The organism is Frigoribacterium sp. CFBP 8759 (assembly GCF_014841655.1).
Classification (GTDB): Bacteria; Actinomycetota; Actinomycetes; order Actinomycetales; family Microbacteriaceae; genus Frigoribacterium.
Window position 1 is genome coordinate 105,629 of record NZ_JACYUH010000006.1, and the last position, 18,004, is coordinate 123,632.

General features: G+C 71.8%; 23 protein-coding genes, 1 tRNA gene and 1 pseudogene. 17 read left to right on the plus strand and 8 right to left on the minus strand.

Features of this window, described 5'->3' with window-relative positions; translation table 11 throughout:
* The first annotated feature begins 52 nt into the window (after positions 1 to 52).
* From IFT79_RS15850 to IFT79_RS15925, 16 genes are all read left to right on the plus strand, one after another.
* The gene (locus IFT79_RS15850) at positions 53 to 607 is read left to right on the plus strand and encodes an RNA polymerase sigma factor (protein ID WP_056044391.1); all 555 of its coding nucleotides are present in this window, start codon (positions 53 to 55) and stop codon (positions 605 to 607) included.
* Entirely contained in the window at positions 604 to 1,359 is a 756-nt protein-coding gene (locus IFT79_RS15855; protein ID WP_192125290.1) for an Asp23/Gls24 family envelope stress response protein, read from the plus strand. The genes IFT79_RS15850 and IFT79_RS15855 overlap by 4 nt, the downstream gene beginning before the upstream one ends.
* Positions 1,356 to 1,868, plus strand: coding sequence for a hypothetical protein (locus IFT79_RS15860; RefSeq protein ID WP_192125292.1), 513 nt, complete (start codon positions 1,356 to 1,358; stop codon positions 1,866 to 1,868). Before IFT79_RS15855 ends, IFT79_RS15860 begins: the two co-directional genes overlap by 4 nt.
* Before the next feature lie 190 nt (positions 1,869 to 2,058).
* Positions 2,059 to 2,129 (plus strand) — tRNA-Gly (locus IFT79_RS15865).
* Between the two features lie 165 nt (positions 2,130 to 2,294).
* Positions 2,295 to 3,428, plus strand: a complete 1,134-nt coding sequence (locus IFT79_RS15870; protein ID WP_192125294.1) for a DUF6177 family protein — start codon at positions 2,295 to 2,297, stop codon at positions 3,426 to 3,428.
* Positions 3,418 to 3,810: a hypothetical protein gene (locus IFT79_RS15875; protein ID WP_192125296.1), complete on the plus strand. Its 393-nt coding sequence runs from the start codon at positions 3,418 to 3,420 to the stop codon at positions 3,808 to 3,810. Before IFT79_RS15870 ends, IFT79_RS15875 begins: the two co-directional genes overlap by 11 nt.
* Complete coding sequence (locus tag IFT79_RS15880; RefSeq protein ID WP_173154305.1) at positions 3,807 to 4,199, plus strand: DUF6507 family protein; 393 nt, start codon at positions 3,807 to 3,809, stop codon at positions 4,197 to 4,199. Before IFT79_RS15875 ends, IFT79_RS15880 begins: the two co-directional genes overlap by 4 nt.
* On the plus strand, positions 4,196 to 6,460 hold the full coding sequence (locus IFT79_RS15885) for a TNT domain-containing protein (protein ID WP_192125297.1): 2,265 nt from the start codon (positions 4,196 to 4,198) through the stop codon (positions 6,458 to 6,460). The genes IFT79_RS15880 and IFT79_RS15885 overlap by 4 nt, the downstream gene beginning before the upstream one ends.
* Positions 6,461 to 6,467: 7 nt before the next feature.
* Positions 6,468 to 6,770, plus strand: coding sequence for a hypothetical protein (locus IFT79_RS15890; protein ID WP_192125299.1), 303 nt, complete (start codon positions 6,468 to 6,470; stop codon positions 6,768 to 6,770).
* A 55-nt stretch (positions 6,771 to 6,825) separates the two neighbouring features.
* Positions 6,826 to 7,467, plus strand: a complete 642-nt coding sequence (locus IFT79_RS15895) for a hypothetical protein (protein ID WP_192125307.1) — start codon at positions 6,826 to 6,828, stop codon at positions 7,465 to 7,467.
* Between the two features lie 32 nt (positions 7,468 to 7,499).
* Positions 7,500 to 7,784: a hypothetical protein gene (locus IFT79_RS15900; protein ID WP_192125309.1), complete on the plus strand. Its 285-nt coding sequence runs from the start codon at positions 7,500 to 7,502 to the stop codon at positions 7,782 to 7,784.
* 75 nt (positions 7,785 to 7,859) lie between these two features.
* Complete coding sequence (locus tag IFT79_RS15905; RefSeq protein ID WP_192125311.1) at positions 7,860 to 8,219, plus strand: hypothetical protein; 360 nt, start codon at positions 7,860 to 7,862, stop codon at positions 8,217 to 8,219.
* Position 8,220: 1 nt separating this feature from the next.
* Complete coding sequence (locus IFT79_RS15910) at positions 8,221 to 8,814, plus strand: hypothetical protein (protein WP_192125313.1); 594 nt, start codon at positions 8,221 to 8,223, stop codon at positions 8,812 to 8,814.
* Positions 8,811 to 9,122 (plus strand): hypothetical protein, encoded by a 312-nt coding sequence (locus tag IFT79_RS15915; RefSeq protein ID WP_192125315.1) that lies wholly within the window; start codon positions 8,811 to 8,813, stop codon positions 9,120 to 9,122. Before IFT79_RS15910 ends, IFT79_RS15915 begins: the two co-directional genes overlap by 4 nt.
* A 126-nt stretch (positions 9,123 to 9,248) precedes the next feature.
* Positions 9,249 to 9,704 carry an Hsp20/alpha crystallin family protein gene (locus IFT79_RS15920; protein ID WP_192125317.1) on the plus strand — a complete coding sequence of 152 codons (456 nt, stop codon included), beginning with the start codon at positions 9,249 to 9,251 and terminating at the stop codon, positions 9,702 to 9,704.
* A 315-nt stretch (positions 9,705 to 10,019) separates the two neighbouring features.
* Positions 10,020 to 10,475: an SRPBCC family protein gene (locus tag IFT79_RS15925; protein WP_056044418.1), complete on the plus strand. Its 456-nt coding sequence runs from the start codon at positions 10,020 to 10,022 to the stop codon at positions 10,473 to 10,475.
* A 72-nt stretch (positions 10,476 to 10,547) separates the two neighbouring features.
* Here IFT79_RS15925 and glsA read toward each other — a convergent pair whose 3' ends face one another.
* Complete coding sequence (glsA, locus tag IFT79_RS15930) at positions 10,548 to 11,486, minus strand: glutaminase A (protein ID WP_123571000.1); 939 nt, start codon at positions 11,484 to 11,486, stop codon at positions 10,548 to 10,550.
* Positions 11,487 to 11,664: 178 nt separating this feature from the next.
* Here glsA and IFT79_RS15935 point away from each other — a divergent pair, with 178 nt between their 5' ends.
* Positions 11,665 to 11,949, plus strand: coding sequence for a hypothetical protein (locus IFT79_RS15935; RefSeq protein ID WP_056044422.1), 285 nt, complete (start codon positions 11,665 to 11,667; stop codon positions 11,947 to 11,949).
* A gap of 66 nt (positions 11,950 to 12,015) precedes the next feature.
* Here the strand turns inward: IFT79_RS15935 and IFT79_RS15940 are convergent, their stop codons facing one another.
* From IFT79_RS15940 to IFT79_RS17100, 7 genes and pseudogenes are all read right to left on the minus strand, one after another.
* The gene (locus tag IFT79_RS15940; RefSeq protein WP_192125319.1) at positions 12,016 to 13,035 is read right to left on the minus strand and encodes a DUF418 domain-containing protein; all 1,020 of its coding nucleotides are present in this window, start codon (positions 13,033 to 13,035) and stop codon (positions 12,016 to 12,018) included.
* A gap of 80 nt (positions 13,036 to 13,115) precedes the next feature.
* Positions 13,116 to 13,433, minus strand: a complete 318-nt coding sequence (locus IFT79_RS15945; protein WP_192125321.1) for a hypothetical protein — start codon at positions 13,431 to 13,433, stop codon at positions 13,116 to 13,118.
* A 70-nt stretch (positions 13,434 to 13,503) separates the two neighbouring features.
* Positions 13,504 to 14,595 (minus strand): ABC transporter ATP-binding protein, encoded by a 1,092-nt coding sequence (locus IFT79_RS15950; protein WP_123570997.1) that lies wholly within the window; start codon positions 14,593 to 14,595, stop codon positions 13,504 to 13,506.
* Positions 14,592 to 15,470 (minus strand): ABC transporter permease subunit, encoded by an 879-nt coding sequence (locus IFT79_RS15955; RefSeq protein WP_192125323.1) that lies wholly within the window; start codon positions 15,468 to 15,470, stop codon positions 14,592 to 14,594. Before IFT79_RS15955 ends, IFT79_RS15950 begins: the two co-directional genes overlap by 4 nt.
* Positions 15,467 to 16,441, minus strand: a complete 975-nt coding sequence (locus IFT79_RS15960; protein WP_192125325.1) for an ABC transporter permease — start codon at positions 16,439 to 16,441, stop codon at positions 15,467 to 15,469. The genes IFT79_RS15955 and IFT79_RS15960 overlap by 4 nt, the downstream gene beginning before the upstream one ends.
* The gene (locus tag IFT79_RS15965) at positions 16,441 to 17,577 is read right to left on the minus strand and encodes an ABC transporter substrate-binding protein (RefSeq protein ID WP_192125327.1); all 1,137 of its coding nucleotides are present in this window, start codon (positions 17,575 to 17,577) and stop codon (positions 16,441 to 16,443) included. The genes IFT79_RS15960 and IFT79_RS15965 overlap by 1 nt, the downstream gene beginning before the upstream one ends.
* A gap of 245 nt (positions 17,578 to 17,822) precedes the next feature.
* A pseudogene (locus tag IFT79_RS17100) lies at positions 17,823 to 18,004 on the minus strand (serine hydrolase); the annotation flags it as partial.

Sequence of the window (18,004 nt, forward strand, 5' to 3'; positions counted from 1 at the left end):
GCGCCTCCTCGTCCTGGGGGCCCGGGCGGACGCAGCAGCAGAGGAGGCGGACATGGCGGCGGACCTGACCGAGGCCACCGACGCCGTGCTCGCGTCGCGTGCCGCCGAGGGTGACGAGCGGGCCTTCGAGGTGTTGCTCCGACGCCATCTGGGGCTGATGACGGCGTACGCCACCCGACTCACCGGTTCACGAGCCGATGCGACCGACGCGGTGCAGGAGGCGTCCATCACGATCTGGCGCGAACTCCCGACGCTGCAGACGCCCGCGGCGGTCAAGGGCTGGATGATGCGCATCGTGTCGCGCAAGGCCTTCGACCTGATCCGGTCGCGCCGCCTCACCGACGACGTCGACGACCTCGAGCTGCCGGCGGCGACGCCCACGACCGATCCGGAACGCCGGGCGTCCTCGAACGACGCCATGGAGGCGCTGCGTGCGGCGCTCGCGCGGCTCCCGGCCAGCCAACGGCAGGTGTGGGCGCTGCGCGAGGTCGGTGGCGAGTCGTACACCGAGATCGCCGAACGGACCGGCACCACCGTGACCGCGGTCCGGGGGCAACTGGCCCGGGCACGAGAGACCCTGACCCGCGAGATGGAGGCCTGGCGATGAGTGACCGTCCTCACGGCACCGACCACGCCCACGAAGACCCGACCCCGCCCGACGTGCCCGTCGCCCTGGGCGAGTCCGTCGACCCGGGTGCTTCCGTCGAGCCGGGTGCGCCCGTCGACCCGGCTGCGCCCGTCGACCCGGGTGCGCCGGGCGACGCCGGCCCGTCGCCCGACGAGCTCGTCGACGGTGCCGAGGACGGAGTCTCGCCCGAGCGTCTCGTCGACTACCTCGACGCCGGCCGGCAGCCCTACGACCCCGAGATCGAGGAGTCGCCCGAGGCCCGGGCCCAGCTCGCCGCCCTCGAACGCCTCAGGGCGATGGGGGCCCGACTGCTCGAGTCCGACGCCGCGGCGAGCCCCGCACCGGACCCGAGCTGGATCTCGGGCGTGATGGACCGCGTGCGCCTCGAGTCGCGGGCCGGGAGGCAGATCCCGCTCGCCTCGATCGACGAGCGTTCCACCCTGCACATCACCGAGGGCGCCGTGAGGTCACTCATCCGCGAGGCGGGCGACGGCGTCGACGGAGCCATGGTCATCTCGTGCACGATCCGCGGCGACGTCAGCGTGCCCGGGGCGCTCGTCCGGGTCGAGGTCGTCGTCAGCGGCCTCTTCGGCGAACCGCTGCCCGCGCTCGCCGAGGCGGTCAAGTCGGCGGTGTCGTCGAGCCTGTCCCGCCAGACCGAACTGACCCTCGAGAGCGTCGACGTGGTCGTCGACGACGTCCACCTGCAGAGCGAAGGAGGCGCGGCGTGAGCGACGACGACGGCCTGCGGGCCCCGATCAGTCCGGCCGACCTGTCCCTGCTCGCCGCCGAGCTCGGCGAGATCGCGGCATCGGTCGACGGCGTCGTGCACGTCCGGGCCCGGCCCGGATTCGGCAGCGTCGTCCGCTCGGCCCTCCAGGGGTTGAGCGCCGTCGTCGGTGGCGGAGGGGTCGTGGGCTCGACCGTGCAGAGCGACGCCTCGATCGCCGGAGCCACGTCGGCCGACCCGGGCGTCCCCGCCTCCGACATCCCCGACGCCGAGCGCGCCGACCCGGCCTCCGCCGAGGCCGCCGCCCCCGGTCGACCCGTGCCCCTCGTCGGCATCGCCGTGGCCGACCTCGAGACCCGCATCACCCTCGACATCGCGGTCGACGAGAGCGGCTCCGGGCCGCTCATGGCCCGTGCGGTCGCCCAGGCGCTGCTCGACCGCGTGAGCGGGGAGCCCGTTCCCCCGGCATCGGTCGACCTGCGCATCGTCTCGGTCGCGACCGGGGCCTGAGCGCGCCTCCTGTAGGTGGGGTGGTGCGCGGAGTCGCACCGCCTGCCGGACGTCGCACCGCCTGCTGGACGTCGCACCGCGGAACGCGGCGGTGCGACGTCCGCTCGGCGGTGCCACGCGCTCGGCAGGGCGGAGGGAGCACGGGAGGCGCGGGCCGCTATAGTGGTCTGACGCGCCTCCGAGGCGCCGCGCGAGTGTAGTTCAATGGTAGAACTTCAGCTTCCCAAGCTGATAGCGCGGGTTCGATTCCCGTCACTCGCTCTCTTCTTCTCTGAGGTGACGTGACGGCCGGGCTGACGGCCTGGTCACCACCGCCGTCACGTCTCTTCCCACGTCATCGGGGTACGGGCTCGTGGGGCGTTCGGCCGACGGCGGCCGGGAGCGCCGCCCCCGTACGATGGTCGTCGCCGCTACCGGGGGGAAGCCATGACCGACGATGCCACGACGACCGTCTCGTTGCTGCACCCGATGCTCGACACGCACGGGCCCGGCTGGGTCGAGTCGCGGTCGAGCAAGCCCGTCGTCGGGGTGTCCAGTGGCCTCTCGGCCCTCTTCGTCGACTGTGCCGGGCCGGGCACCCGCGTCGCCCTCGTCACCGATCCCGCATCGCGGCTCACGTACTCGCTGTTCCACCTGCTCGACGTGCTCGGCGGGGTCTGGCTGACCCGCGCCTCCGACGGTTCGCTGCGTCGGGCGGTCACGCTCGAGCCGGTGCGCTCACCGGCCCACGGCCTCGGGGTGACCGAGGACGGCTACCCGCTGCCGCAGGACGAGGCGCCGTCGTCGGTCCGGCTCGACGAGGGACGCACCGTCGACCCCGACGCCGTCCCGTGGACGCAGCTCGCCGTCGTCACCCACCACCGGGCGCGGGCCGAGGCCCGACTCGGTGGCACGCTCGAACGACTCGTCGAGTCACTCGCTCCCGGCACGCGCACCCTGTGGGGGACGACCGAGCCGGCCACCACGGTCTGGGACCGGGACTTCTTCACGGCCGCCGCGCGCAGCCGCATGCCGTCCGAGACGCGGTTCCACGTGGCCGGCGGTGACGCCTCCGGGCCGAGGTATCGGGGCTGGGTGCGCATCGCGCGCAGCGACGACGGGGTGATCGAGGAGACCCGCATCGTCGTGACCGGAGCCGTCGCGCCGGGCGTCGTCGCGGACGCCCTCGCCGACGTGGCCGGTCGACAGCAGGTCCTGCTCGCCACGGCGTGGTCGATGTCCGGCCGGGCCGACGGGACCGTGTCCGCCCACGACCGGGTCGCACCGCAACCGCTCGCCGCCGTCGTCGGGGCGCGGAGCGTCCGGGGCATGCAACTGGACGTCGAGGGTCTCGTCCGCCGGGTGGGTGGACGGGTGCTCGGGTCGTCGCGGACGCCGTCGGTGCTCGTGTCGTTCCACGAGGGGCTGGCCGGTGACGCCGAGGTCGGTGCTGGTGCTGGTGCTGTCGACGGTGCCGCGGCCGCAGCCCGTTGGCACCGCTTCGCCGATGCTGTCGAGGCCGTCGGCGCCGACGAGATCCTCGCCGCGATGACCCCGCCGGGGGTGCACCGTGCCTCGTGAGTACACCGTGGTGACGCCCGAGCCCGTGACCGCCGTCGATGGTGCCCGCGCAGCCGCCGAGATCGACCCGTACCTCGGGCTGGGCAAGCTCTGGAACGGCGGCGGGCTGCAGATCGCGACCGACGACGGGCTCGTGCTGGCGATCGTGCGCAGCACCTACGTCGAGGACCCGGCCGACGCCTCCGTCCTGCTCGGGGTCGACGTCGAGGCGGCCAGCTGGCTGACCGAGGCGTACGCGCCGGGGACCGACCCGGTGTCCGATGCGGTCGTGCAGGCGCTCGTCCGCAACACCGGGGGGCGCGTCGTGGTCGAGGCGGTCCCGGGTGGGCCGAGGCCCGCGACGGCTGCGCCCGCGACGACCGACGAAGGGGCACGCTCATGAGTTCGTGGTCGATCTCGCCCAGCGGGGTGCAGTCGGTCCTGGCCGAGGTCCAGGTCTCGGCCGGCGACCTCGGCACCGCGGCCGGAGGCCTGGAGACCGGTCACGAAGAGCTGAGCGGCGGTGTCGGCGACCTCCTCGTCGGCGTGGCCAACGCGGTGCTCGGGCTGATCGAGTCCGAGGCGACGACCCTCACGTCGGTGGTCAACCGCATCGAGTCGTGCGGCACCGGTGCCGCCGAGGCGACCATCGCCTACGTCGCCGGCGACGAGGAGATGGCGGCGAACGCCCAGTCCGCCGCCGTGACGGCGGCCGCCGAGGCACCCGCGCTGGCGAGCGAGCAGAGCGCCGCCGGCATTCCGCCCGTCTCCACCCCGAGGGTGCCGCGATGAGCCCCTCGCTGATCGTCCCCGGTGCGATCCCCGGCGTCACCATCGACCCGGCGGCGATCTCGACGTCCGCCGCCACCTTCCGCAGCACGGCGACCGCCATCGCCGAGAAGGGTGCGGGCGTCGTCACCTCCTGGTCCGGGCTGTCGGGCGTCTACGCGGCGCCCGAGGCCGAGCAGTTGTTCGTCGCCATGGACCCGGTCGGCACGAGCACGCAGACCCTCGGTGACACGTTCGGCCAGGTCGCGACGTTGCTCGACGACCTCGCCACGGCCGTCGCCGCGCCCGTCGCCCGGCTCAAGGAGCTCGTCACCGAGGCCGAGGCCTTCACCGCCGAGGTGTCCGGCGGCGTCACCTACAGCACCGAGAGCTACAACTCGTACATCTCGAGCGGCGCCGACGAGACCACGGTCGAGTGGTACGACCACATCCCCTCGCGCAACCGCAACGACGAGTTGCTCGGCGAGGTCAACGCCGAGGTCGCCAAGATCGACGCCGCCCGAGCCGAGTGCGAGAACGGCATCAACGCGTTGCGCACCGACCCGATGTGCTTCCCCGAGCAGGTCGGCCTGTCGGCCGAGCAGCTCGACTCGATGAAGGACCTGCCCTACGGCGCCCCGGGCGACCCGCACAAGACCTGTTCCGAGTCGATGGGCACGGGTCTCGGCATGTTCATCGCCGAGGCGGCCTACGGCGCCGGTGCCCTGGTCGGCTGGGACATCCAGGGCGGCACGGGCGTCACCAAGGAGTTCGGCCTCAAGGCCTGGGGCGGCCTGCTCCAGGGGCTCGGGGCCATCGCGATCACGAGTCCGGCGACGATCGCGCTGGCGTACGCACCTCCCGGCACGGTGCCGGCGGCCGCCCAGCCGGCCGTCGACTGGTACCGCACCACGATCGAGGGCGTCACGCAGGGCATCGTGGGCACGCCCGAGATGTACGACGAGGACCCGGTCGCGGCCGGCACCTACGCCACCCTCGGCGTGGCCTCGTTCTTCGTCCCGGTCGGAGGCGCAGCCGTCGGCGGGACGAAGGCGGCGACGGGCCTCGCACGGCTCGGTGGCGCCGCGGAACGAGCTGCGCTCCGTGCCCCCGAAGGTTCCCTGTCGCGGATCGGCCTGACGCACGCGGGTCACGCCCTGAACGCCATGTCGGAGACCACGCGTCTCCTGACCGGAGGGCACGGCTCGGCCGGTCGCGGGCCGGACGCCGCGCCTTCGCGCTTCGACGAGCAACTCACCCGCCTCGACGACGTCGTCGGCGTCCGCGCCGACGGCCTCGCGCCACCGCCCACGCGCGTCGACGGCCCCGACACGACGCCCGGCCCGGTCCGTGGTGACGACGCGTCCGCCCCGCCCGTCCGCGACGACGCGTCCGCCCCGCCCGTCCGTGACGACGCGTCCGCCCCGCCGGTCCGTGACGAGACGTCGGCCCCGCCCGTCCGCGACGACGCGTCGGCCCCGCCGGTCCGTGACGACGCGTCCGCCCCGCCGGTCCGTGACGACGCGTCGGCCCCGCCGGTCCGTGAGGACGCAGGAGGCGCGGGTCACGCCGACGACGCCCCCGCGGCCGACCAGCCCGGTCACGCCGACGGCGATGCCGGAACGGGTGGCTCGGGCGGCGACGCCCCCGGCTCGAATGGCACGACCACACCGAGCGCCGTGGATCGAAGCGGAATGACTCGGGAGCAACTCGCGAACTACCTGGACGTTGTCGACCCCGACGCCGGCGCGGTGTTCCGCGAGAAGGGAACGTGGCCGGCCGATCAGCAGGTGCCGAAGGACGCCAGCGTCCTCGGGGCGGACGGCAAGGTCAACTGGAAAGACGAGGCGCCCCGCGACGGATTCACGTTGAACGAGGACGGCGACCCCATCAAGACGCCCGACCCCGACATCCCCCTCGGCACGCGACTTGATCGAGAGGGCCCAGAGACGGGGCGGTTCACCTCTCCGCTCAACGCGGACGGTACGCACGCCGCCCATGGAACTCGAGCGCTGCCCTGGGTTGAAGACGATTTGCACACGTACGAGGTCGTCGGCGACCTCAAGAACATCCGGGCCGCGTATGACGCGTCGACCAACACGAAGCTGAAAATGCAGATCGATGTCACGATGAAGCTCTTCAATCCGGACTGGAACAACATCCGCGTTTTCGCGGGCGAGATCGACAAGGCTTTCGGCGAAGTCGGCGGTGGTACCCAGTACCAGCTGCCGTTCGGAGCCGATGTCATGGTCGAGCTCGGTCTGCTCAAGAGAGTCCCGAACTAGGAGCGAGATGACCACCATCGATGAGACACGCGCGGCATTGAAAGCGGAAGGGCTCGACCGTCTCAAATATGTCATCGGCTCTGACGGTACGAACGAGATCGACTGCCTCGTCCTGTGCCGTAGAGACGAGGGGTGGGTGTCGTTCTCTCGGGACGAACGTGCCGCAGTCATGGAGGAAAGCGTCCGAACGTACTCCAGCGAGCCCGAAGCTTTGGACGACTTTCTCGAGCTCATGCGGTTGAAAGGCCTACTTGCCACGTTGCAGCGAGAACGAGATGCGGAACGTCTCGGTCGGCCCACGGACGCGTGATGGTGTGGCCGGTCGAGCGACGTCGGTCGCCATCGCGTCGCGAAGCGTGATGGACGTGGACGGATTGCGAGCAGAAGTGGAAGCGGCCGGGTTCGGGCACCTCGGTTTCCTCATCGGCAACACGTCGCTGCCCGTCTCCGGCGCGCACGTGATCGGGCAGATCGACGGGGTGTGGGTGACGTTCTTGCGCGACGAACGAGGTCTCGTGGAAGAGCTGACTCTCGTCGAGCATCCGGATGAGCGCTCTGCCGTGACGGAGTTCATGTCGCAGCTGCGGAACCTCGCCCGTTTGGACGAGCTGCGGGCCGTCCTCGAGGCTGAGAGTCTCCTTCGCTTGGACCACGTCATCGATGGTGACTACACGAGAGGATCAACCGCCTCCTCGAGGAGATCCATGACTGATGACGACTCGAACACTCTCGCCTCGTTGCCGAACCGCGTCAACCAACTCGGGCTCGGGCATCTGAACTTTCTGATCGGTGACGGGGAGACACAGCGTCCATACGCACTCGTCATCGCCCAGGGCGAAGGTGGCTGGAGCACCTTCGTCAGGGATGAAAGAGGGCTGACCAGGGTCAAGGGCGTCCGGACGTATCCGGACGAGCGGTCGGCAGTCGAGGGGTTCCTCGTTCTGCTCGACGGCATCGCGCTCGTCGAGCGGCTTCGTTCCGAGGCCGCGGCTGAGAAGGACGTCTAGCCGGTGCTCGAGGGCTGATGAGTAGGACCGACGTGGGCGGACTGAGAGCAGAAGTGGAAGCGGCCGGGCTCGGGCACCTCCGTTTCCTCATCGGGAACACGTCCCTGCCCGTCTCCGGCGCGCACGTGATCGGGCAGATCGACGGGCTGTGGGTGACCTTCTTGCGCGACGAACGAGGGGTCGTGGAAGAGCGGACACTCGTCGAGCATCCGGATGAACGCTCTGCCGTGACGGAGTTCATGTCGCAGCTGCGGAACCTCGCCCGGTTGAAGGAGTTGGAGGCCCTCCTCAACAAGGGCCTGGAGCCCCATGACTGAGCGTGCCCGGCGAGAAGGAGCGGACGTCGTGCAGCCATGTCACGAGACCCTGGCCGTCCTCGAGGAAGAGGATCGGTGACCGCCGAGGGGCCCCAGAGGATGACGACACTCCAAGAAACGGTCGCGACGATCGAGGCCGAGGGGCTCGACAGGTTCGCCTACGTGATCGGTGATGATCACGCCGGCTCGGCGGACGCCCTGGTCCTGACCCGACGGGACGGCGTCTGGACGTCCTTCTCGACCAATGAACGTGCCGGTGTCGAGGAGACCAGCGTTCGCACGTACGAGGAACTCTCCGACGCTCTGGACGACTTCCTGCGTCTCATGAGGCTGAGGGCCGACGAGGACGCACTCATGTCGCGCATCAGGGAGAAGAACAGGCTCGCCCACGAGACGTGGCAGGCGTCACGAGACGACCGACCGGGGAAGGCCTGACATGGCGACGATCGAATCGGTGCGCGTCGTCATGGCGGCAGAGGGACTCGATGACCTGGCGCACGTCCTCGTCGGTGACCACGCGAACAGGACGGACTGCCTCGTCGTCACCCGACGCGACGATGCCTGGGTGACCTTTTCCACCGACGAGCGTGCTGCGGTCGTCGACGAGAGCATGCGCACCTACCCGAGCGAGTCCGAGGCCCTGGAGGACTTCCTCGTCCTGCTCCGGCTGAAGAAGCTCCTCCGCGACCTGCAACGGGAACGCGACCTCGAGCGCGTTGAGGGGGCGGCGATGAGCCTCGCGTCGTTGCCTGCGCAGATGGAGGCGGAGGACGTGAACCGCATTCGTGTCGCTCTCGGTGACGATTACCTCAGGCGCCCGGACTGTCTCGCCGTGGCGCGACGTGACGGCGTGTGGAGCACTTTCTACGTCGACGAACGAGCTGCCGTGGAGGAACGGAGCCTGCACACGTTCCCCGACGAGGTCTCGGCCGTGGCCGACTTCCTCGACCGTCTGAGGTCCCAGCATCGCAAGCTCGAGACCCAGGACGAACTCCGTGACCGACGCCGACGAGCAGGAGAACCGTCATGACGATGGTCGCGCGCACCCTGGCCGACCTCCGAACCCAGGTGGACGCCCGTGGACTCGGCCACCTGAACGCCGTCATCGGGGACGCGACGACGGGGAAGCCCTTCGCGCTCGTCCTCGCTCGACGGGACGAGGTGTGGAGCACCTACTTCCTCGACGAGCGAGGCCTCGTCGAGGAGCAGAGCATCCGCACCTACGACGACGTCGAGGCAGCCGCAGCCGACTTCCTCCGGTTGCTGGGCAACCTGGCCCGCATCGAAGAGATCGGCGCCGAGCTGGCCGCCCGACGGCAGGCACAGCGTCCTCAGTGATCTCTCGGCAGCGTTCAAGCTTGGTTTGAGGTACGAAACGCTGGTCAGAGGCACATTCGTGTCGTCAACGAGCCGGGGCCACGGGGTCCCGGGTCACACCGATCAACCGAAAGGGGACTCTTCATCATGGCCATGTCTTTCGATCCTTTCACCGAGCTCGACCGTCTCACCGGCGCCCTCACGGGCCTGCGGCAGGGGCCCAGGGTCATGCCGGTCGACCTCTACCGCGACGGCGACCGCTACGTGCTCAACGCCGACATGCCGGGCATCGATCCGGGGTCGGTCGACGTCGACGTCGACGGTCAGCTGCTGACCATCCGGGCCAACCGCACGCCCGACACCCGTGACGGCGTCAAGTGGCTGGCACAGGAGCGGCCGCACGGCTCGTACCTCCGCCAGTTCAGCGTGGGCGAGGGCATCGATTCGAGCCGCATCACGGCCCACTACGACAACGGCGTGTTGTCACTCGTCATCCCGGTCAGCGAGAGGGCGAAGCCGCGCAAGATCGAGGTCGTCTCGGGCCAGGCGCACGAGACCGTCGATGCGATCGACGCGTCGCCGGCCCGCGACACGACGAGCTGACCCTCAGGCGGTCTGGCCGTCGATCCCGGCCACGCCGTCGGCCCCACCACCCCGTCACGATCCGTCGTGGCGGGGTGGTCCCCGTTCCGGCGACGCCGGCGCCCGACCGCTCCGCCGTCGGTCGCGGGCGCGCACGTACTCGGCCGCGGGCGCACGAGTACTGTGCGGTGCCCAGGTCGGCCGTGTCACCCGGCACCTGACCGTTGCCTCCGCACGTGGGCGAAGCCGACCCGCGCCTCCTACCGTTCACGGCAGGGCACGACGCCGACACGGCGTCGCCCGACAATTCTGAACACCGTCAGCAAGGAGTGCACCATGGCACAGGCCATCGAGACCATCGACGTCAACGTCCCCGTCAGCGTCGCCTACAACCAGTGGACCCAGTTCGAGTCGTTCCCGAAGTTCCTCGACGAGGTCGAGTCCATCACCCAGACCACCCCCACCCTCACGGTGTGGAAGGTGAAGGTCGGACCGGTCGAGAAGACCTTCGAGGCCGAGATCACCGAGCAGCACCCCGACGAGCGCGTCGCCTGGAACAGCACGGGCGGCGAGGTCGACCACGCCGGCGTCATCACGTTCCACAAGCTGAGCGACGACGTGACGCGCCTCACGGTGCAGATCGACTGGACCCCCGAGGGCTTCCTCGAGAAGGTCGGCAACACGCTCGGCGCCGACAACCACGCCATCAAGAAGGACCTCAAGAACTTCAAGGAGTTCATCGAGCGCGAGGGCAACGTCGACGGCGCCTGGCGCGGAGACGTCCAGGCCTGAGCCCCGGCTCCACCCGACGAGGCCCCCGGTCGGCTCCTGTTCGCAGGACGCCCACCGGGGGCCTCGTCCGTGTCAGCCGCCGAAGCCGAACGAGTGCAGCCCGTGCTCCTCGCTCAGTCGGCGGCTCCACTCGGCACCGCGGACGCTCGTCCCCTGCTCGTCGATGGGCGGGCTGAACACCGCCGCACCCAGCCGGTTCGGCGCCGACAGGACGATCGCCCCCGAGACGCTCGACTTCGCGGGCACCCCGACGCCGCGCATCCAGCGGCCCGACCCGTCGTAGACCCCGCAGGTCGCCATGACCGACACCACGTCGCGGGCGACGCGGGCGTCCACGACCTGCTCGCCCGTCACCGGGTTGCGGCCGCCGAACGCGAGCGTCGCGCCCATCACGGCCAGCGCCTCGCTGTCGACCAGTACCGAGCAGGCCCGGGCGTAGAGCGCGACCGCGTCGTCGGCCGTGTGCTCCAGGCTGCCCTCGGACCGCATCAGGTGGGCCAGCGCGTGGTTGCGGTCGCCGTGCAGCTGCTCGGACTCGCTGACCTCGCGGTCGTAGTCGAGCTCGCGCCCCGCGAAGGCCCCGAGCCCCGCCAGGATGCGCGTCGTGCGGGCGTCGCAGGTGTCGCCGTCGACCAGGGCGGCCGTGAGCAGGGCTCCGGCGTTGACCATCGGGTTCGGCGGTCGGCCGGTGCCGCCCTCGAGCTTGATCGCGTCGAACGCCTCGCCGGTCGGCTCGATGCCGACCGCGTCGAGGGCCGCTCCGCCGGTGTCGGCGAGGGCGAGCGCGAAGAGGAACGGCTTCACCGCCGACTGGATCGAGAACGCGTGGCCCGAGTCGCCGGACGCGACCACCTCGCCGGTGGACCGCACCACGGCGACCCCGAAAAGCTCGGGGTCGGCCTCGGCGAGCTGGGGGATGCTGTCGTCCACCGCGCCTCCTCGGGTCGGGAGGACGGAGGCGCGCAGGGCCTCCAGGGACGCGGCGTCGGACGACGGGATGGGGGACGGCATCGTTCCACCCTGACAGGCCGGGGCCCGTGCGTCCGGGCCTGCAGGAGGCAACGGGGGCCCGGGGTGGGGTACAAGGATCACGCCGGGCCCTCGGAGTCAACCCCTCCCGTTGTCAGGTCGCGTGTCTAACGTGCACCTCGTCGGGTCGCATCGGGGCGGCCCGCGAGAAGGGGCGACCATGCTGAACGACGGTGGGGGACGCCGGTCGGGCACGGCCTGGCCGGGACGGGGCCCGCTCGCCAGTGCCCTCGACCTGAGGCTCGACGTGATCGGCCGTGGCCGCTGGCGCATCGTCGACGTGCGGCGGTCGGAGCGCGGAGCCCCGGTGGTCATCGGATCGGTCGCCCAGACCGAGGCGGGCTACGAACTCACCCTCGCCGCGACCCCCGGTCGCCGCCTCTGGTGCACCGACCTCTCGAGCGCCCTCGACACCGTCGTGCGGGCCTCCTGGAACCGTCGCTGACCCGAGGAGGCGCGGCTCCGATCGGTCGGGACCGCCGCCGACCAGAGGAGGCGCGGCTCCCGTCGGTCAGGACGCCCGGCGCACCAGCGCGGCCGGCCGCCACCAGGTGACGCTCCGCCAGGCCCACTCGACCGGGCCGTAGACGAACCGGGCGAGCCAGAGGCGGCTCAGCACGGACTGCACGGCGATCAGGACGACGCTGATCGCCAGCCCCGGGACGACGCTCGTCAGGTGCCCGAAGTCGATCACGAGGGCGAGACCTGCCACGACGATCGCCGCGACGACGTAGTTGGTCAGTGCCATGCGGCCCAGCGGCTCGAACACGGCGGCGACGACGCGGCGGGCGGGGGTGCGCCAGAGCAGGGCGAGGGCGGTGGCGTAGGCGACGGCCATGACCAGCCCGGCGATGCCGCCTGGCGTCGAGAAGCGCGGGTCGCCCGGGGTCGTGGCCTGCCAGAGCAGGGCCGGCACCGTGAGCACCGCGGCCGCGGCGAAGACCAGGCCGACGCCGCGCCCGGCGGACTCGAGCACCCGGGGCAGCCCGTACGCGGCGGCGCCGGCACCGAGCAGCATGAGGCCGGGAGTCGAGGCGAGGCCGCCACCGGTCAGGGCGTAGGCCGCGACGGTCAGCGCGGCACCGAGGGTCAGGGTCGCCCAGCGTGGGGCGAAGACGACTATCGGCAGCACGACGAGGCCGACGACGCCGTACTCGAGCAGCACGTTGCCGGGGTAGACGAGCATGAGCAGCCCCCCGATCGCGACGAGCCCGATCAGCCGGCGCACCATGACGAGTCCGGGCCGGGGAGCGCGCGCCCGGGCACCGGCGAGCACGAACCAGAGGCTCATGCCGAAGAGGAACACGAAGATCGGCACGAACCGGGTCTGCACCGTGAGGTACAGCAGGTCACGCGCCGGGTCGTCGACCGGGCCGGCGTTCTCGATCGCCAGGTCGATGCCGAGGCGGGTGATGTCGAGCGTGTTGACCAGCAGGATGCCGAACAGCGCGAAGCCGCGCAGCGAGTCGACGAACCTCCAGCGGGTGCCGGTGGTGGGTGGGGAGTCGACGGCGGGCGCAGCGGAGGTCATGTGCCCAGCCAAGCCGACCCGCGCCTCCCGGTCGTCCCCCGCGGTGATGGTGCGCCTCCGCCTGAAGTATCAGATGTGGGTCAGACGAGCGCCCACTCGGCGCGGAACTCGTCGCAGGTGAGCCGGTCGAGGTCCGCCTCGATCTCGACCTTGGACTCGTCGGCGCCGGTGAGGCCCTGGGGCGGCAGACGGTGGATCTCGCGACCGGTCGAGCGCTCGCGGACCACGACGTCGAAGCCCGGCCACTCGCCCTCGACCGAGCCGAGGAAGAACCCGACGACGACCGAGACGAGCCAGCGCCCGGCGACGAGCGGCCGCGGCCGCCGGGTCGTGACGATCTCGGCCTGCCACACCGAGGAGGCGCGGGGCACGTCGTCGGGACCGGTCACCGGGGGCATGCCCCGAGGCTAACGGCGGGACCGTGCGGGCCGCCTCCGTCGCCCGGGTGACCCGGTGCCGTCGGGTGGGTCAGGAGGCGCGGCTCGTCACGGCCACGCGGGCGGGCGTGAACGAGACGCGCACCGACGACCCCGGCTCGCGCCGTTCGTCGGCCCGGTGGTCCAGCACGAGCAGCGTCTCGCGGTCCACGCGCACGCGGGTGCGGCACACGGCCCCCAGGAACGACACCGACTCGACGACGCCCGCGAGCCCGCCCTGCGCGACGAACGACACGTCCTCGGGGCGCACGTACGCCCAGACCGGTCCCTCGGCCGGCGTCCCCACGACCGGCACCTCGGGGCAGCCCGCCAGCCGCACGAGCCCGCCGATGACCTCGCCGGAGACCCGGTTGCTCGTCCCGACGAACTCGGCCACAAACGCCGTCGCGGGGGCCGAGTAGAGCTCTTCGGGCGTGCCCACCTGCTCGATCGACCCGGCGCGCATGACGGCGACGCGGTCGGCGACGGCGAGGGCCTCCTCCTGGTCGTGGGTGACGAAGAGCGTGGTGATCGACAGCTCGCGCTGGATGCGCCGGATCTCGTCCCGCAGTTGCACCCGCACCTTGGCGTCGAGGGCGCTGAGCGGCTCGTCGAGCAGCAGCACGCGGGGTCGCGTGACCAGCGCCCGGGCCAGCGCGACGCGCTGCTGTTGGCCGCCAGAGAGCTGGTGGGCGTAGCGCTCGCCGAGGTCGCCGAGCCCGACCAGGTCGAGCATCTCGCCCGCTCGGGTGGCGCGGGCGGCCTTGTCGACCCGACGCATGCGCAGCCCGAACTCCACGTTCTGCCGCACGGTCAGGTGCGGGAACAGCGAGTACGCCTGGAACACCATGCCGACGTCGCGGCGGTGCGTCGGCACGCCGACCACGTCGCGGCCGTCGATCGTGATGCTGCCGCCCGTGACGTCCTCGAGCCCGGCGAGGCTGCGCAGCGCGGTGGTCTTGCCGCAGCCCGAGGGGCCGAGCACGGCGACGAGCTCGCCGGGCTGCAGCTCGAGGTCGAGCCCGGTCAGCGCCCGGTGCCCGGCGAACTGCTTCGTCACGTCGTGGAACGCGACGGCGGCGCCCGCGCCCGCACCGGCGGCGGTCGGACTCGTGACGGAGGGGCGGGGGAGCGTGGCGGTCACGAGAGGGCCTTCCGGGTGGGGATCGGGCGGGCGGCCCCGAGGGCTCCGACCCGCCCGATCACGAGCAGCAGCACGAAGGCGAAGGCCAACGAGATCAGGGCGAGGACGACGGCGGCATAGGGGTCGGATCGGGACACCTGCACCAGGGCGGTCTGAAGGTTCACGCGGTTGAGCAGCGAGGCGATGGTGAACTCGCCGAGCACCACGGCCACGGTGATGAACGCCGCCGCGAGCAGTCCCCGGCGGAGGCTCGGCACGACGACGAGGGCCATCGTGCGAGGCCAGCTCGAGCCGAGCGTGCGCGCGGCCTCGGTCAGCGTGTGGAGGTCGGTGGCCGCGAGGTCGGACTGCACCGCACGGTAGGCGTAGGGCAGCACCGTGACGCCGTACGCGAGCGCGAGCGTCCAGGCGCCCGAACCGGCCACCCGCGAGACGACCGAGTAGACCGGTGCCAGCCCGACCACGAGCACGATCGCGGGCACCGTGATCGGCACGAGGCAGACGAACTCGAGGGGCCGGACGAGGCGCGGGTGGCGCAGGTGCACGAGCACCATCGCCGGCACCAGCAGCACGAGCACGAGCAGGGCCGAGACGACGGCGAGCAGCAGCGAGTTCGTGACCCCCTCGACGAGGTTGCGGTACATCCGCTCGTTCTCGGGGTCGACGATCGCCAGCCAGTGGTTCAGGTCGTGACCCGTGCCGTCGGCGCTGCGCAGCGAGAACGCGACCATCGCCGCGATCGGCACCGCGAAGAGGGCCCCCACGACGACCAGGGCGGTGCGGCGCGCCACCGTGCCCGCGCCTCCTGCGCTCGTCGACCGCGGAGCGCTCGTCGTGCGCGTCGTGCGCGTCGGCTCCGTCGTCCGGGCGCTCATCGCTGCCACCGCTCGGTGCGGCGCTGCAGCAGCGAGTAACCCGTCATCAGCACGGCCATGACGACGACCATGCCGAGCGCGAGCGCGCCGGCGACGTTCTCGCGGCCGAGCACCGTCTCGCTGATCAGTGCGGCGCGGATCTGCAGCGGCACGATCTGGGCGCCCTGGCTGATCAGGGCGGCGGCGGTCGCGTACGACGAGAAGGCGTTGGCGAAGAGCAGCAGCAGGCTGCCGACGAACGCCGGGGCGAGCACCGGGACGACCACGCGGACGAGGTGCTGCCACCGGGTGCCGCCGAGCGTGGCCACGGCCTCGCTCCACTGCGGGCGGAGGCCGCTGACGGCGGGCATGAAGGTGATCACCATGAGGGGCACCTGGAAGTACAGGTAGGGCAGCAGCAGCCCGGGCACCTGGTAGAACCAGACCCCGTCCGCGTAGAGGTCGATGCCGGCGACGTCGATCAGCAGCCGCGTGACGACGCCCTGGATGCCGATCGTCGCGATGAAGGCGAACGCCAGCATGACGCCGCCGAACTGGGCGAGCACGCTCGACGCGGCGTCGATGGCGTTGCGGACGGCTCCGTCGGGGCGCAGCGAGGTGAGGCCCCAGCAGACGACGGCACCGACGACGGCCCCGGCCACGGCGGTGACGGCCGAGACGGCGGCCGAACTGGCGAAGGCCCGGACGATCAGCGGGTCGCCGAGCGCGGCCAGGTTGTCGAGGGTGAGGGCACCGTCGCCGTCGACGAAGCCCGTCCCGAGCGCGAGCAGGCACGGCACGATCAAGAAGGCGAGCACCCAGACGGCGAACGGGGTCAGCCCCCACCAGGCCGCCGGACGGCGCCGACCCCGTGAGGGGCCGACGCCGTCGGAGGACGAGGAGGCGCGGGTCGGCAGGCCGCCGCCGTCCCCCTCGTGCGCCGACCGCACGTCGGCGGTCGTGTCCGCCGCGCGGGTCGACGTCGTCACCATCAGCCGATCGCCGTGGCCCAGGTGTCGGCCAGGACCTTCGACGCGGCCTCGGTCTGCTCCGCCGTGAACTGGACGGTGTCGGCGGGCTGCTCGCCGACCTTCTCGAGGGCGTCCTGGTCGACGGTGCCGGCCTCGGTCATCGCCGCGAGGCGCACGGGGTAGGCGCCGGCCGCTAGGTAGAGGTTCTGCGCGTCGTCGCCCATGACGTACTCCTGCCACAGGCGGGCCGCGGCGGGGTGCGGGGCGTCGACGTTGATGGCCTGGTTGTAGTAACTGCCGAGGGCGGTTCCGGGCAGGACGGCCGTCTTCCAGTCGCGTCCACCGGCGTCGGCCGCGGCGGCCAGGTTGTTGTAGCTCCAGTCGAAGACGACCGGGGTCTCGCCCGAGGCGATCGTCGCCGGGGTCGGGTCGGTGGGCAGGAAGTTGCCGGCGTCGGCCAGCTGCGAGAACCAGTCGACGCCCGTGCTGACGTCGTCGGCGCTGCCGCCGGACTGCAGCGCGGCCCACTCGACGGCCGCAGCGGCGGCACCGGCCTGGGTCGGGTCGCCGTTGATCGCGACCTTGCCCTCGTAGTCCGAGCCGAGCAGGTCGTCGAGGCTCTCGGGGGCCGGCACGGCGTCGGCGTCGTAGCCGACCGACATCAGGCCGGTGTAGTCGTAGACCCATCTGCCGTCGGCGTCCTTGTGGTCGTCGGCGATGTCGTCCCAGGTCGACACCTCGTACGGCGCGAACTGGTCGAGGTTGGCGAGCGTCACGGCCGAGCCGAGGTCGAACACGTCGGGGGCCGTGTCCTGCCCCTTCAGGTTCTGGGCGGCGGTGATCTCCTCGGCGCTCGAGACGTCGGGGCTGTCCGAGTTGACGGTGATGTCGTACTTCTCCTCGAACCCGTCGATGATCTTCCCGTAGTTCGCCCAGGTGTCGGGCAGGGCGATCACGTTGAGCTCGCCCTCGGCCTGTGCGGCGCTGACCAGGGCGTCCATGCCGCCGAAGTCCTCGGCGCTGGTGGCGGTGGCGGCGTCGGTGCCGTTCGCCGCGCCTCCCGAGCTGTCGGCGTCGGCGCTCGCCGAGCAGCCGGTGAGGGCGAGGGCGGCGATGCCGAGGGTGGCGGCCGAGACGAGCAGGCGCTTGTCGATCATGCGGTGGAGTCCTTCGGGTGCGGGGCCGGGGTTCGCCGGGGACGGCGACGGGGGACCGGACGGCCCGCTGGGCACGCTAAGGAGGCGCGACGACGTCCCGGGGGAGGCCGCGTGAACGAGGGGCGAACAGGTGGTGGCGGGGTGGGCGGCCGAGGTCGTCGCCCCGCTGGTGGTCGGCGACGAGTGGGCAGAAGATGCTGCTCGTCACCGCGGGAGGAGCATCTTCTGCCCACTCGACGAGCGGNCGGGCGGCGGCGACGGCCGAGAGGGCGACCTCGGCCACGGCGGCGACGAGGGAGTCGTCGTACCTCGCGGCGGGGTCGTTGCGCGTGGTGAGCACCGAGATCACCACGGGGCCGCCCGACGGGGGGACGACGATCGCGACGTCGTTGCGGATGCCGCCCGCGCCTCCTGACTTGTCGGCGAC